The sequence below is a fragment of the Roseateles sp. Mitsp63 genome, from assembly GCF_059491535.1.
Genome location: NZ_CP168509.1, coordinates 676,537 through 690,460, shown reverse-complemented (window position 1 = coordinate 690,460; position 13,924 = coordinate 676,537). Strand labels below are relative to the sequence as shown.

The following is a 13,924-nucleotide window of genomic DNA, read 5'->3' as shown; positions in this document are numbered from 1 at the left end:
TCCGCCGCTTGATCCCCCCGGGCGCCGCTGCGCCTGCTTCATCCCGCTGCCCCACGATGTCCGAGTCTGCCTATCACCTGTTCCTGCCCTGCGCCGCTGGCGTTGAAGACTGGCTGGAGGACGAGGTGCGCGGTCTGCTGTCCCCCTCCGAATGCCTGCAGGGCCCGAAGGCCTTCCGCGGTGGTGTGGGCCTGTACGGCACGATGGACGCGGTGATGCGCCTGAACCTCCACAGCCGTCTGGCTCAACGCGTGCTGATCGAGGTCGCGCGCGAGGAGTACCGCCACGAGGACGACATCTACGCGATCGCGCGCACGGTGGACTGGACGCGCTGGATCACCCCGCGCCAGACGCTGCGTGTGGACACGACTTCGCAGCGCTCGCCGCTGCGCAGCCTGAATTTCGCGACGCTGCGCGTGAAGGACGCCGTCTGCGACCTGCTGCGCGAGGACACCGGCGAGCGGCCGAGCGTCGACACGCGCTGGCCCGACCTGCCACTCCAACTGCACCTCACGGAAGACCTGGCGACCGTCTACGTCGACAGCTCCGGCGAGCCGCTGTTCAAGCGCGGCTGGCGCGAGGACAAGGGCGATGCGCCGCTGAAGGAGACGCTGGCCGCGGCGATGCTGGCGGCGGCGGGCTGGAAGGGCACGCGCGAGCAGGGCGGCGCGCTGCACGATCCCTGCTGCGGCTCCGGCACCATCCCCGTCGAGGCGGCGACCATCGCCTGCAACATCGCGCCGGGGATCCAGCGGCGTTTCGCATTCGAGAAGCTCAAGCCCTTCCAGCCGCTGCTGCCCGCGTGGCGCGCGATGAAGGAAGAGGCCCGCGCCGCCGAGCGCGCGCCGGAGGTGCCGATCTTCGCGAGCGACGTGTCGTTCCGGATGGTCGACTTCGCGCGCCGCAACGCCGAGCGCGCGGGCGTGGCGCAGTACATCCAGTTCAACGGCGGCGACGCGCTGGAGCGTCCGGCGCCCAAGCTCCCGGACGACATGCCCGGCATGCTGATGCTGAATCCGCCGTATGGGGAGCGCATCGAGGTGCGCGGCAAGGCGGGCGCGCACCGCGCCGATGGCGGCGCGCTGTCCGAGGAGCGCGATGCCGGCGACGACTTCTTCCCGCGCCTGTCCGCGCACTGGAAGCGCGCCTATACGCAGCACGAGGCCGGATGGACCGCCTGGCTGCTGTGTCCCGAGATGAAGCTGCCGAGCAAGATGCGGCTCAAGGAGTCGCGCCGCATTCCGATGTGGAACGGCCCGATCGAATGCCGGCTGTTCAAGTTCGATCTGGTCGCCGGCTCGGCGCGCAAGCAGAACGCCGGGGACGCTGACTCCGACGAATAACTTCGCCGGGCGGGGGCCTCCTTGTTGGGGATGCGGTCACCCCCTACGATGCGATTTCTTTCCGAGGGAATGACCGAGATGATTCACGCCGAACTTGGACCCGAACTGGAGGCCATCGTGCTGAATCTGATCGAGAGCGGAAAGTATTCGTCGCGCACGCAGGTGCTGCGCGACAGCGAGGAATTGAAGGACTGGCGGGAGGCGCAGTTGCGCGCTTTCGATGCGTCCATCGAGCGAGGCCTCGCGGAGATCAAGGGTGGGGGGGGCGTGCCCGCTGAAGATGCCTTCGAACGCCTGTTCAAGAAATATCCCGATCTCCGTTGACCGGCACGCATGCAAGTCCGCCTCTTGACTGAGGCATCGGCAGATCTCGACGACATTGCGACTTTCATCCGCAGGAGCAGCCCAGCGCGTGCCCGCAGCTTCGTTCACGAGTTGCTGGAGAAGATCCTTGGGCTGTCTTCCATGGCGGAGTGCTTTCGCGTGATTCCGCGCTACACGGCAAGCGGGCTGCGCAGGCGCATCCACAAGCCGTACCAGATCTTCTACATCGCCGATGTCGCACAGGGTGTCGTTCATGTCGTGCGCGTCCTGCACACGTCCCGCGATACCGATCCTCTACTTCTTCACTTCGAATGAGGTGCCATCGTGACCGACATGAATTCAAGCCATCGCGCGGCCGTGTTGCGCGCCTTCGATGAATCAGTTGACCGAGCCGTCGCGGACCTGCGCGCTGGTCGGGGCATCCCGCTCGACGAAGCCTTCGCCAAGTTGCGAGCGGAATTTCCTCAACTGAGGAGAAAGGGAATCAGCACGGCTCGCTCAGCGCCAGCCAGCCGAGCACGGCAAGGGGCGCCGTATCCGCCCGCAGGATCCGGGGACCCAGCTTCGCGGCGTTGAAGCCTCGCGCGCGGGCCGATTGCTCCTCGGCCTCGCTGAGGCCGCCTTCCGGGCCGCTGAGGACCACGACGCGTCCCGCATCGCCGGCCTTGGGCGCCAGCGCCGACAGCGGCTGCGCGGCCACCGGGCTCAGCAGCCAGCGCTGCTCCTCGCCGCCGGCAGGCAGCTCGGCCAGCCACTGCGCCAGCGTCTTCACCGCCGCCACCTGCAGCGGCTTGGCACGCCCGCATTGCTCGGCCGCCGCGATCGCGACGCCCTGCCAGTGCGCCCGCTTCTTCTCCGCGCGGTCGCCGGTGAGCCTCAGCACCGAGCGCTCGCTCATCAGCGGCTGGATCGCCACCGCGCCCAGCTCGCAGGCCTTCTCGACGATGCCGTCCATCCGGTCGTTCGCCGGCATCACGACCGCCAGCGTCACCGCGCGCCGCAGCTCGCGATCCACCGTCTGCCGCGACTTCAGCGCGACCCGCACCTCGCTGCGCCCCATCGCGGTGACCGCGGCGGTCCACTCGTCGCCGCTGCCATCGAACAGCGTGACCTCGTCGCCGGGCTGCAGCCGCAGCACCTGGACATGGCGCGCCGCGCCGGGCGGCAGCGCCAGTTCATCCTCGAGCCCCGCCGCCGTGAGCGGCTGCTCGACAAACAACCTCGCCGCCAAGCCTCACCCCTTGAGCTTCTGCACCCAGCCGGCGAACGCCGTCAGCACCTTGCCCAGGAAGGCCTCGGTCTCGGGCTTCGCGAGGCTGCCGTCCTCCTTGAACATGTCGGAGGCGCCGCCCAGGTAGACCTCCGGCGAGGGCAGCAGCGGCGCGTTCAGGCAGGCCAGCACCTGGCGCAGGTGGTGATGGGCGCCGAAGCCGCCCAGCGCGCCCGGCGACAGCGTGATCACCGCCGCGGGCTTGCCGTCGAAGGCGTTGTGTCCGTACGGCCGCGAGCCCACGTCCAGTGCGTTCTTCAGCGCGCCCGGGATCGAGCGGTTGTATTCCGGGCTCACGAACAGCACCGCGTCCGCCGCCTTGATGGCGTTGCGGAACTCGACCCAGGCCGCCGGCGGCTCGGCCGCGTCGTCCTCGTTGTAGAAGGGCAGCTGGCCGATCTCGACGATCTCCAGGCTCAGTTCGGGCGGCGCGAGCTTGGCCAGCGCGAGGGCCAGCTTGCGGTTGAACGATGCCTTGCGCAGGCTGCCGACCAGCACCGCGACGCGATAGGACGTGGACATGTGAAAGCTCCCAACAAAAAAACGACCGCCTCAATGGCGGTCCGGTTCAGTTGAAGCCCAGTGTCGCACGCAGTTCGTGGGCCGCGGCGTCGCCCTTGGTGGCGCGCACGCGGTCGACGATGTCCAGCGCCAGCGTCTGCAGCTGGGCCATGTCGGCGCATTGCTCGACTTCCAGCGCCAGCTTGTAGCCCTTGAGCAGCCCCTGCTGCTTGGCGAAGGCGTTCAGCGCGCTGTACAGCTGCGTGTAGTCCAGCGACGAGGCCGGCGCGCCCGCCAGCCGCGACGGCGCGGACCGCGAGGCCGTGCCGCCGGTGCGCGTCGCCGGGCCCGGCACCGAGCCGCTCATCGGCATCGACGCCGGCGCGCCGGCCATCGGCCGCGACAGCGGCGCGCCCGCGGTGACCTTCACCAGCCGGTGCTGCACCAGCAGTTCCAGATCCGCCGGCGCGGCGCCCTGCACCATCGCCAGCCATTCCCCGCCGGTCTTGCTGGCGTCGATCACCAGCAGAAGATTGCGAGCCACCCGCGCCTGCACCAGCGCGCGCGACTTGATCTCCGACCTCCCGGCCTCGGTCTTTTCGTAGCGTTCTTCGAGCACGGCCTTGTCTCCTCTCCCAGGAGGGCGAACTGTAGGCTGTGACGGGCGCGTTACGCCCGCGAGCATTCCCCCAAAACTGCTACCGACTGCTACTTTTTGTCACGCAGTTCACGGCGCAGCACCTTGCCCACCGGCGTCTTGGGCAGCTCGGTGCGGAACTCGATGATCCGCGGGCGCTTGTAACCGGTCAGGTTGGCCTCGCAGAAGGCCTTCACGTCGGCCTCGGTGAGCGCGGGGTTGCGCCGCACGATCACGACCTTCACCGTCTCGCCCGCCTTCTCGTCCGGCACGCCGACGGCGGCGCACTCCAGCACGCCCGGCATCTGCGTCAGCACGTCCTCGATCTCGTTCGGATAGACGTTGAAGCCGCTGACCAGGATCATGTCCTTCTTGCGGTCGACGATGCGGAAGAAGCCCCGCTCGTCCACCGTGCCGATGTCGCCGGTGCGGAAGAAGCCGTCGGCGGTCATGACCTTGGCGGTCTCGTCCGGACGCTGCCAGTAGCCCGCCATCACCTGCGGACCGCGGATCGCGATCTCGCCGGCGCCGCCGGCCGGGACCTCGTTGCCGTCGTCGTCCAGCAGCTGGACCTCGGTGCCGGGCAGCGGCAGGCCGATCGAGCCGGTGTAGGCCGTGCTGTCGGTCGGGTTGCAGCACGCCACCGGCGAGGTCTCGGACAGGCCGTAGCCCTCGACGATCGGGCAGCCGGTCTTCTCCAGCCACAGACGCGCCGTGGCCTGCTGCACCGCCATGCCGCCGCCCACCGAGATCACCAGCCCGCTCCAGTCCACGGTGTTGAACTGCGCATGGTTGGCCATCGCCATGAAGAGCGTGTTGACCGCCGGGAAGCTGTGGATCTTGTGGTGGCTGAGCTCCTTGAACACCGCCGGCAAGTCGCGCGGATTGGGGATCAGCACGTTGCAGCCGCCCACCCGCATCGACAGCATCAGGTTGGTGGTGAATCCGAAGATGTGATACAGCGGCAGCGCGCACACGCTCATCAGTTGCTCGCCGGCGGGGATCTTCTTGAGCGCCGGCTGGTACCAGGCCTCGCACTGCAGCGTGTTGGCCACCAGGTTGCGATGCAGCAGCACCGCGCCCTTGGACACGCCGGTCGTGCCGCCGGTGTACTGCAGCACCGCCAGGTCGTTGGGGCCGACGGACGGCCGCGTGTAGGTCTGGCCGCGGCCCTTGGCCAGCGCGTCGTTGAAGCGCACCGCCGAGGGCAGCTCGAAGGGCGGCACCAGCTTCTTGACCTTGCGCACGACGTAGTTGACGACCATGCCCTTGACGAAGCCCAGCATGTCGCCCATCGAGGCGAGCACCACGTGCCTGGTCGGCACGTGCGCCATCACCTGCTGCAGCGTGGCCGCGAAGTTCTCGACGATGACGATGGCCTTGGCGCCCGCGTCCTTGAGCTGGTGCTCCAGCTCGCGCGGCGTATACAGCGGGTTGACGTTGACGGCGACGAAGCCGGCGCGCAGCACCGCGGCCACGGCCACCGGATATTGCGGCACGTTGGGCATCATGATCGCGACGCGATCGCCCTTCTCCAGCCCCAGGCCCTGCAGGTACGCGGCCAGCGCGCGCGAGGCCTCGTCGATCTGCGCGAAGCTGATCGTGCGGCCCAGCATCTTGTAGGCGGGACGCTCCGGAAACTGCTTGAACGCCGCTTCCATCAGCTCGACCAGCGAGGGATAGACATCCGCATCGATCGCGGCGGGAACGCCCGCCGGATAGTGCTTCAGCCAGTTCTTCTCCATTGTTTTGTCTCCAAGGTACGGCGCGGATTCTCGCCGATCGACTTGGGCGTCCCATCAGGGGATTCGATAGAGCGCACAAAGTGGAGAGATGACTCCAGAACGCCCCCTGAAGGGGGAAAAGTCGCGCGTTATGGGGTCACGCGCAGCGGCAATCGCAGCAGCAGCTCGGTCCCGCCCTCCAGGGGGGCTTCCTCGGGCACGCGCCATTCGATCCCGGCCTGGATGCGCTCGGCTCGGCGCCGCATCCCGCGCAGGCCATTGCCCTGACGCAGGTCGGCCGCCAGGCCGCGGCCGTTGTCGACGATGGACAGCAACACCTGGCCCCGTGCCTCGTCCACGCGCGTGGCGAAGCGCACCCGCGTCGCGCCGGCGTGGTGGATCACGTTGCTGAGCGCCTCCTGCACGATGCGGATCAGCTCGCGGCCGCCAGTGCCGCGCAGCGTCGGCAGCAAGGGCACGTCGGACAGCTGCCAGTCGAGATCGAGCCCGGCATCGTGCAATCGCGGCGCCATGCGATGGCGCAGGTTGGCCAGCAGCAGCGTCAGGTCGCCATCGGTGACGGCGAGCGCGTCGACGGTCAGGCGCATCTCGCGGATGCATTCGTCCAGCAGCGACACCATCGAGGACGAGGGCACGCCCCGCTCCGCGCACAGCCGCGCCGTGACCAGCTGCGAGCCCAGGCCGTCGTGCATCTCCTGCAGCAGGCGCTCGCGCTCCTGCGCGGCGCTGCGCTGGCGTTCGCTGTCCTGCAGGTCCTCCCAGCGGTCCTGCAGTTCGCGGGTGCGTTCGTCCAGCGCCTGCTGCAGGCGCACGCGGGCCCGGGCCTCGTCGCGCAGCGAGCCGACGAAACGCCGCTGCAACGCAACGCCGGCGATCGCGATGAGCACGGCATGACCGACGACATTGATGTCGACGACGCTCATCTGGCGCGACATCACCAGCGCGAAGGCGCTCACGTAGAGCCAGACCCAGGCCGACAGCGCGACCGCGCAGGCGCCGGCCAGATGGGCGCGGCGCCCGGAGGCGAGCGCGGCGCGCGCCGCGAGCCCCGTCGCGGCGGCCAGCACGGCGAACCGGCTTCCCAGCGCCCACCAGGGCCAGGGATGGTGGAAATCGGTCCAGCTCCAGCCCAGCAACGCGGCCGCGCCGTCGATGACGAGGCCCAGGCCCAGATAGGCCGCGGCCATTCTTTCCGCCCACCCCGCCGCCAGGCCGGACAGCCGCGCCACCAGGAACAGCAGCAGCGCCTTCGACAGCACGTCCGCCACGTCGAGCGCGGCGCGCCACCACGGCGCGGGAAACAGCGCGCCATTGAGCAGGTAGGGCGACAGCAGCAGCGCGGTGCACAGGCAGAAGACGCCGGTGACGCCGTAAAGCCACTCCTGGCGCAGCGCCAGCCAGACCATCAGCATGAAGGTGCCGATGACCAGGCCGGCCAGCGCCGTCGTCACGCGCGCCACCTGCCAGAAGCGCCGTCCTTCCTGCAGCGCGCGGATCTGCGCCGCCGGGCCTAGCAGCGGCGCGGACAGCCCCGCGCCCTCGAAGCCCGGGCGCGCCAGGCGCAGGCTCATCCGATGCTCGCCGGCGGGCAGCAGCGCCGGCGGGATGCTGACCTGCAGCCGCCGGCCCGCCAGCAGCAGACCGCGCTGCGCGAGATCGTCCTCGTCCTCGGACACGTAGCCGACGCCCGGGCCGGAGGTGGCGATCAACTGGCCATCGAGGTAGACGGATGCCGCGGGCCGGTGCTGGATCACGAGCCAGTACGGCACCCGCGCCGCCTGGTCGAGGCGGAAGTCGAGCGCGAACCAGAGCGGTCCCGGCGCGTCCGTGTCGTGGATCTGGACCGGCAGCGCCACGACGTGTCCAGGCGCGAGGGGCACGCTGGGTGTCGTCGGCGCCGTCGAGGGCATCGGTGTCGGTGTCGCCGTCGGCTCCAGCGGGCGGGACACGATGGCCGAGGCGGCCGAGGTGGCCGGCGCGGCCGGGTCCAGCAGGGCGCCGCGCACCTGCGCGGGATCGAACGCATCGCCCGGAAGCACGCGCGCTTCGGCCAGCCGCAGCACCTGCGGCGGCATCGCGGTGCCGTACTGCTGGGAGAACAGGTGGATGGCGCCCAGCAGCAGCAGCGGCAACGCGATCAGCAGCGCGAGCCGGCGGATCGCCGCCACCGGACCGGCCGGTGGCGGCGCCATCGTGCGAGAGAACACCGCCAAGTCGCCCCTCCCCGGCATCGCCCGAACATCGCCAAAACACCGCCCAAAAGGAAGGACCGGCCCGCGAGGGGGCCGGCCGCGGCCGATGCTAGGCCAAGGCGAAAGGGGCAACAACACCTTGGACGCAGGGGCTCGAACCGGCCTTCGGCGTCAGATCACGGCGGTCTGGGCGTAGAGCTCGAAGTCGAAGCGGGTCATGGCACTCTGGTTCGTCGCCTGGTCAACCTGCCAGAGGAACACGGAGACCTTGCCCACCTCGCCCGCCGGCAACCCCATGTCCGCCGTCGTGATCGTGTCGCCGCTCCCTCCCTGGTAGTAGTCCTTGCCGTTGACGACGGTCTTCAGCCACCACTTCGCGTTCGGCTCCAGGTTGGTCACGCGCAGGGTCCCGTCGGAAGTGATCCTGTCGACATTCGACCACCCGGTGTCGTTGACCAATCGCAGCGTCGGCGCGGCCGGCCTGACGTTGTCCAGCGTGAACGAGCGCTCGTTGATCGTCACATTGCCGGCCTGGTCCTGCTGCCGGACGTACAGCGTGTGAAAGCCGTCGATCAGCCCCTGCGTGCGGACGACAGCGCCGTATTCCGCGTCGGTGCGCCAGGACTGGCCGTCCCAGCTGTAGGCCCAGCCGGCATCGGCGGCCACGGTGATGGGCCCGTGCGTCATGTGCGGCTGGGTGGTGAACGGGCCATCGATCGCGGGATCGACGTGGAGCCGGATCGCCGCGTCGGTCGGCGCGGTCAGGTCCACGTTGACGGTGACGCGACTCACCTCGCTCGTGTTGCCGGCCAGGTCGATCTGGCGCAGCCAGACCTGTTGCTCGCCCTCCTTGCCGACGTCCAGGCCCCGCACGCCGGCGCCCGTGCCGGAGAGCCAGTTCGTGCCGTCGAGGCTGTATTGCCAGTGCGCGCTGCCTTCCAGGCCACCGACATGGATCTCGCCGAGCCGTCCCAGCCAGCCGTTCGACGGGGCCGAGGGGGACGGCGCCCCGGGCGCCAGCGTGTCGAGCTCGAACGACAGCCGGCTCGAGACGCTGCGGTGGCCGCGCGCATCGAACTGCTCGACGATCAGGTCCTTGCGTCCATCCGGGCCGAAGGCCGGCGCCGCGATGCGGTCGCCGTGTCCCGCGATCCAGGTGTCGCCGCCATCCAGGCTGTAGCGCCACTGGCCGTTGGCCACCAGGCCGTCGATCTGGACATCGGCGCGCGAAGTGATCCGATCGTCGGCCGCCACGCCGGTGTCGGCCAGCAGGCGCGGTAGCGGCACCGGCACGTCGGGATCCGGCTCCGCATCGGGATCGGGGGTCACCGGCTGCTCCGGCTTCGGATCGGGGTCCTCTCCGGGCTTGGGGTGCTCCGGCTTGGGCTCTTCCGGCTTGGGCTCTTGCGGCTCGGGCGGCTTCGGCTTCGAGTCGTCATCCGGCTTGGCGGGATCCGGCTTGGCTGGATCCGGCTTGGATGGGTCCGGCCTTGAAGGATCCGGCTTGGTGTCCGGGCCTGGCCCGGGCTGCTCGGGTTTTGGATCCGGCCCCGGGCCGGAGGTGTCCGGCGGCGGGCGTGGCTTGTCTTCCGGCTTCACCGGTCCGGGCCCGGGCGGCTCGTTCCCGCTTGCCGGCGGCTTCGCGTCCGAACTCGCGGCCGACACCGCGACGCTTGCCGCGCCGCCCACCCCCAGCAGCCCAAGCGCGGACGCCAGCAGCGCGCTCGAGCGATCCTCGCGAGGCCGGTCGGACGCTTCGGCGTCTGCCGGCGCGGCGGCGCCCGACGCCGCGTCGAGCACGGTGTCCTGCGGGGCGGCTTGCGCGTCCGCGGGCTGCGGCGTGTCACCGCTGGTGCCGGGAGCGGCGGACGGGGCCTCGCCGGGCAGGTCCTCGTCACGGGTCCGGCGCGATGGTGCGCCGGGCTCCCGCGTCGAGGTCAGGGCGGCACGAACACGGGATGACAAATCGAAGGGGGCGGGCATGGCATTCAGACTGCGATGGAGGGACTGCGCAGTCTGTTCAAGCCGTCCCCGTCATGCATCGACCTTCAACAGTGGGGATGCCGTTCACCTTCCACCACATTCAATCAGCGACCTACCGGAAGTGGTGGAAGCTGCACGGAATCCGCCGCACATCGCCCGGCCTCGGCCGGCGTCGATCGACTACTCCACCGCCTTGACCATGTCCTCGACCACCTTCTTCGCGTCACCGAAGACCATCATGGTCTTGTCCATGTAGAAGAGTTCGTTGTCCAGGCCCGCGTAGCCCGCCGCCATCGAGCGCTTGTTGACGATCACGGTGCGCGCCTTGTAGGCCTCGAGGATGGGCATGCCGAAGATCGGGCTGCCCTTGTGCAGCGCGGCCGGGTTCACCACGTCGTTCGCGCCCAGGATGATGGCCACGTCGGTCTGGCCGAACTCGGCGTTGATGTCCTCCATCTCATGGACCTGGTCGTAGGGGACCTCGGCCTCGGCCAGCAGCACGTTCATGTGGCCGGGCATGCGGCCCGCGACCGGATGGATCGCGTAGCGGACGCTGACGCCCTTCTCGATCAGCTTCTGCGCCAGCTCCTTGACCGCGTGCTGGGCGCGCGCCACGGCCAGGCCGTAGCCGGGGACGATGATCACGCTCTCGGCGTTGCCCAGCACGAAGGCGGCGTCGTCCGCGCTGCCGCTCTTGACGTTGCGCTGCTGCGTGGCGCCGGTGGCGGCGCCCGCCTCGGCGCCGAAGCCGCCGAGGATCACGTTGAAGAACGAGCGGTTCATCGCCTTGCACATGATGTAGCTCAGGATCGCGCCCGAGCTGCCCACCAGCGAGCCGGCGATGATCAGCATGCTGTTGTTGAGCGAGAAGCCGATGCCCGCGGCGGCCCAGCCGGAGTAGCTGTTGAGCATCGAGACCACGACCGGCATGTCGGCGCCGCCGATCGGGATGATCAGCAGCACGCCCAGCGCGAAGCCCAGCAGCGCCACGAGGATGAAGTCCGTGGCGCTTTGCGAATGCCAGAAGCCGAAGATGAAGAAGGCCGAGGCCAGGCCGAGCAGCGCGTTGAGCCAGTGCTGGCCGGCGAAGGTCACCGGCGCGCCCTGGAACAGGCGGAACTTGTACTTGCCGCTGAGCTTGCCGAAGGCGATCACCGAGCCGGAGAAGGTCACCGCGCCGATGAAGCAGCCCAGCGCCAGCTCGACGCGATTGCCGCCGGGGATGGGCGCGTAGCGCGGCGCGATGCCGAAGGCATGCGGCTCGACCACCGCGGCGCCCGCGATGCACACGGCCGCCAGGCCGATCATGCTGTGCATGAAGGCGACCAGCTCCGGCATCTTGGTCATCTCGACGCGCCTGGCCATGACGGTGCCGATGCCGCCGCCGATGACCAGGCCGCCGAGCACGTAGCCCAGGCCCAGCGCCTGGCCGCCGGCGAGCTTGAGGATCAGCGCGCCGGTGGTCAGCACGGCGATCGTCATGCCGGCCATGCCGAAGGCATTGCCGCGGATCGAGGTGGTCGGGTGCGAGAGACCCTTGAGCGCCTGGATGAAGCAGACGCTCGCGACGAGGTACAGCAGCGTGACGAGGTTCATCGACATATGCATTGGGACCCCTCGGTCGATGGGTACATCGCCCGATCCCCCGTGGGGATCCGGGCCGGCTTGGGAGCGGCCCGGCGCTCGGCCCGGCACGCCGTGGAGCAGCGGCGCATCACTGCTTCGCCTCCCGCTTCGGTTCCTTCTTCTTGAACATCTCCAGCATCCGCCGCGTGACGAGGAAGCCGCCGAAGACGTTGACCGCGGCCAGCGCCACGGCGAAGGTGCCCATCGCCTTGCCCAGCGGGGTTTCGGTGAGCGCGGCGGCGAGCATCGCGCCGACGATGACGATGGCGGAGATCGCGTTGGTTACGGCCATCAGCGGCGTGTGCAGCGCGGGGGTGACGGTCCAGACGACGTGGTAGCCGACGTAGATGGCCAGCACGAAGATGGTCAGGTTGATCAGGGTGGGGGAGACGGCGTCCATGCGGAGAGCTCCTTCGGCCTTCAAGCCTTGCGCAGCACCTCGCCCTGATGGGCGACGAGGCAGGCGGTGACGATGTCGTCGTCGGGCGGGAGGGCGAAGCCGCCCTCCTTCGTCAGGACCAGCTTGAGGAAGTCGAGCACGTTGCGCGCGTAGAGCGCGGACGCGTCGGCCGCCACCAGCGAGGGCAGGTTGGTCTCGCCCACCAGCGTGACGCCGTGCTTGCGCACGGTCCGGCCGGGCTCGGTGAGCGGGCAGTTGCCGCCGGCGGGCGCGGCGATGTCGACGATGACGGAGCCGGGCTTCATCGCGCGGACCATCTCCTCGGTGACCAGCACCGGCGCGGGACGGCCGGGGATCAGCGCGGTGGTGACGACGATGTCGGCCTGGGCGACGCGCCTGGCGACCTCCACCTGCTGGCGCTGCAGCCAGCCGGGCGGCATCGGGCGCGCGTAGCCGCCGACGCCCTCGGCGGCCTGGCGCTCCTCGTCGGTCTCGTAGGGCACCTCGATGAACTTGGCGCCGAGCGATTCGACCTGCTCCTTGACGGAGGGGCGGACATCGGAGGCCTCGATGACGGCGCCGAGCCGCTTGGCGGTGGCGATCGCCTGCAGCCCGGCGACGCCGACGCCCAGCACCACGACGCGGGCCGCCTTGATGGTGCCGGCGGCGGTCATCAGCATCGGGAACAGGCGCTGGTAGTGGAAGGCCGCCAGCATCACCGCCTTGTAGCCGGCCAGGTTGGCTTGGCTGGAGAGCACGTCCATGCTCTGCGCGCGGGTGGTGCGGGGGGCCGCCTCCAGGGCGAAGGCGGTCAGCTTCGCGTCGGCCAGGCGCTGCAGGCCGTCGCGGTCGAACGGGTTCAGCATGCCCGCCAGCACGGCGCCGGGCTTGAACAGCGGCAGCTCGGACGGCTCCGGCGGCCGGACCTTGAGCACGAGCTCGCAGCCGAAGGCGGCCTCGCGGCCGACCAGCTCGGCGCCGGCGGCGGCATAGGCCTCGTCCGTGACGCTGGCGTTCAGCCCGGCGCCCTGCTGCACCCGCAGGGCGTGGCCCTGCGCGACCAGCTTCTTGACGGTCTCCGGCGTCGCGGCGACGCGCGCTTCCCCCGCCGCAATTTCCTGCGGCACACCGATCAGCATCTGGAATCCCTCCATCCTGAATCAGGGTCCGGGCGAGCTTACCCGGGGATTCAGGGCGGGCGAGGCGCGCACGGGACAGGGGTTTTCACCGAGAACCCCTGCCTGGGCAACGGTTCGCGGGCCACCCGGCAATCCCCTGGCAAACCTGTTTCGAGTGGTGAACTAGAGTCATCGCAGGGAGTCAACGTGGCGTTAAATGACGACTCGAAGACGGCTCGAAAGGAGTCAGACCATGATCAAGAAGATGCTTCTCAGCAGTGCGTTGGTGACTGCTGCCCTGGTGCCTATGGCGTCGCGGGCGGCGGACGTGGGGGTTTCGGTGTCCATCGGGGAGCCGGGCTTCTACGGGCAGATCGACATCGGCAACGTGCGGCCGCAGGTCGTTTACGAGCGGCCGGTGCTGGTGGAGCGGGTGCCGGCGCCGATGCCGGCGGTGTATCTGCGGGTGCCGCCGGGGCATGAAAAGAACTGGGCCAAGCATTGCGCGCGATACAACGCGTGCGGCCGGCCGGTGTATTTCGTGCGGGACGGCTGGTATCGCGACGTATATGCCCCGCAATATCGCCGAGAGCACACGGAATACCGCTGGCGTGACGACGGCCGCCGCGATTGGCGCGACGACGACGACGATCGCGGCCACGGCAAGGGTCACGGCCGCGGACGCGGTCACGACAAGGATCGGGATGACGACCGCGGCCACGGACACGGCCGGGGAAACTGATCCGCGCTGACGAATGAATAAACCCCGGCATGCCGGGGTTTAT

Annotated in this window: 13 protein-coding genes; 4 read left to right on the top strand and 9 right to left on the bottom strand. The window is 69.6% G+C overall.

All coding sequences use genetic code 11. From position 1 onward, the window contains the following. The first annotated feature begins 56 nt into the window (after nucleotides 1–56). The 3 genes from ACEN96_RS02970 (at nucleotide 57) to ACEN96_RS02960 (ending at nucleotide 1,982) form a co-directional block, all read left to right on the top strand. Nucleotides 57–1,343, top strand: a complete 1,287-nt coding sequence (locus ACEN96_RS02970; protein ID WP_495586562.1) for a THUMP domain-containing class I SAM-dependent RNA methyltransferase — start codon at nucleotides 57–59, stop codon at nucleotides 1,341–1,343. Nucleotides 1,344–1,412: 69 nt separating this feature from the next. After that, complete coding sequence (locus tag ACEN96_RS02965; RefSeq protein WP_495586561.1) at nucleotides 1,413–1,667, top strand: ribbon-helix-helix domain-containing protein; 255 nt, start codon at nucleotides 1,413–1,415, stop codon at nucleotides 1,665–1,667. A 9-nt stretch (nucleotides 1,668–1,676) separates the two neighbouring features. After that, a complete protein-coding gene (locus ACEN96_RS02960; protein ID WP_495586560.1) occupies nucleotides 1,677–1,982 on the top strand; it encodes a type II toxin-antitoxin system RelE/ParE family toxin in 306 nt (101 codons plus the stop codon). A gap of 169 nt (nucleotides 1,983–2,151) precedes the next feature. On the opposite strand, the gene ACEN96_RS02955 is transcribed toward ACEN96_RS02960, so the two are convergent. The 9 genes from ACEN96_RS02955 to ACEN96_RS02915 all read right to left on the bottom strand — a co-directional run bounded on the left by ACEN96_RS02955 (nucleotide 2,152) and on the right by ACEN96_RS02915 (nucleotide 13,160). After that, entirely contained in the window at nucleotides 2,152–2,886 is a 735-nt protein-coding gene (locus ACEN96_RS02955; RefSeq protein WP_495586559.1) for a 16S rRNA (uracil(1498)-N(3))-methyltransferase, read from the bottom strand. Nucleotides 2,887–2,901: 15 nt separating this feature from the next. Continuing rightward, entirely contained in the window at nucleotides 2,902–3,459 is a 558-nt protein-coding gene (locus tag ACEN96_RS02950; protein ID WP_495586558.1) for an NADPH-dependent FMN reductase, read from the bottom strand. Nucleotides 3,460–3,505: 46 nt separating this feature from the next. Continuing rightward, nucleotides 3,506–4,057 (bottom strand): hypothetical protein, encoded by a 552-nt coding sequence (locus ACEN96_RS02945; protein WP_495586557.1) that lies wholly within the window; start codon nucleotides 4,055–4,057, stop codon nucleotides 3,506–3,508. Nucleotides 4,058–4,146: 89 nt separating this feature from the next. Beyond that, the gene (locus tag ACEN96_RS02940) at nucleotides 4,147–5,820 is read right to left on the bottom strand and encodes a long-chain-fatty-acid--CoA ligase (protein WP_495586556.1); all 1,674 of its coding nucleotides are present in this window, start codon (nucleotides 5,818–5,820) and stop codon (nucleotides 4,147–4,149) included. A 128-nt stretch (nucleotides 5,821–5,948) separates the two neighbouring features. Then, nucleotides 5,949–8,027, bottom strand: a complete 2,079-nt coding sequence (locus ACEN96_RS02935) for a sensor histidine kinase (protein WP_495588537.1) — start codon at nucleotides 8,025–8,027, stop codon at nucleotides 5,949–5,951. Between the two features lie 156 nt (nucleotides 8,028–8,183). Continuing rightward, entirely contained in the window at nucleotides 8,184–9,995 is a 1,812-nt protein-coding gene (locus ACEN96_RS02930; RefSeq protein WP_495586555.1) for a hypothetical protein, read from the bottom strand. Nucleotides 9,996–10,175: 180 nt separating this feature from the next. Continuing rightward, on the bottom strand, nucleotides 10,176–11,597 hold the full coding sequence (locus ACEN96_RS02925; protein WP_495588536.1) for an NAD(P)(+) transhydrogenase (Re/Si-specific) subunit beta: 1,422 nt from the start codon (nucleotides 11,595–11,597) through the stop codon (nucleotides 10,176–10,178). 112 nt (nucleotides 11,598–11,709) lie between these two features. Further along, complete coding sequence (locus ACEN96_RS02920) at nucleotides 11,710–12,021, bottom strand: NAD(P) transhydrogenase subunit alpha part 2 (RefSeq protein WP_495586554.1); 312 nt, start codon at nucleotides 12,019–12,021, stop codon at nucleotides 11,710–11,712. Between the two features lie 20 nt (nucleotides 12,022–12,041). Then, a complete protein-coding gene (locus ACEN96_RS02915) occupies nucleotides 12,042–13,160 on the bottom strand; it encodes a Re/Si-specific NAD(P)(+) transhydrogenase subunit alpha (RefSeq protein WP_495586553.1) in 1,119 nt (372 codons plus the stop codon). Nucleotides 13,161–13,392: 232 nt separating this feature from the next. Here ACEN96_RS02915 and ACEN96_RS02910 point away from each other — a divergent pair, with 232 nt between their 5' ends. After that, nucleotides 13,393–13,881 carry a hypothetical protein gene (locus tag ACEN96_RS02910; RefSeq protein WP_495586552.1) on the top strand — a complete coding sequence of 163 codons (489 nt, stop codon included), beginning with the start codon at nucleotides 13,393–13,395 and terminating at the stop codon, nucleotides 13,879–13,881. The last annotated feature ends 43 nt before the right edge of the window (nucleotides 13,882–13,924 follow it).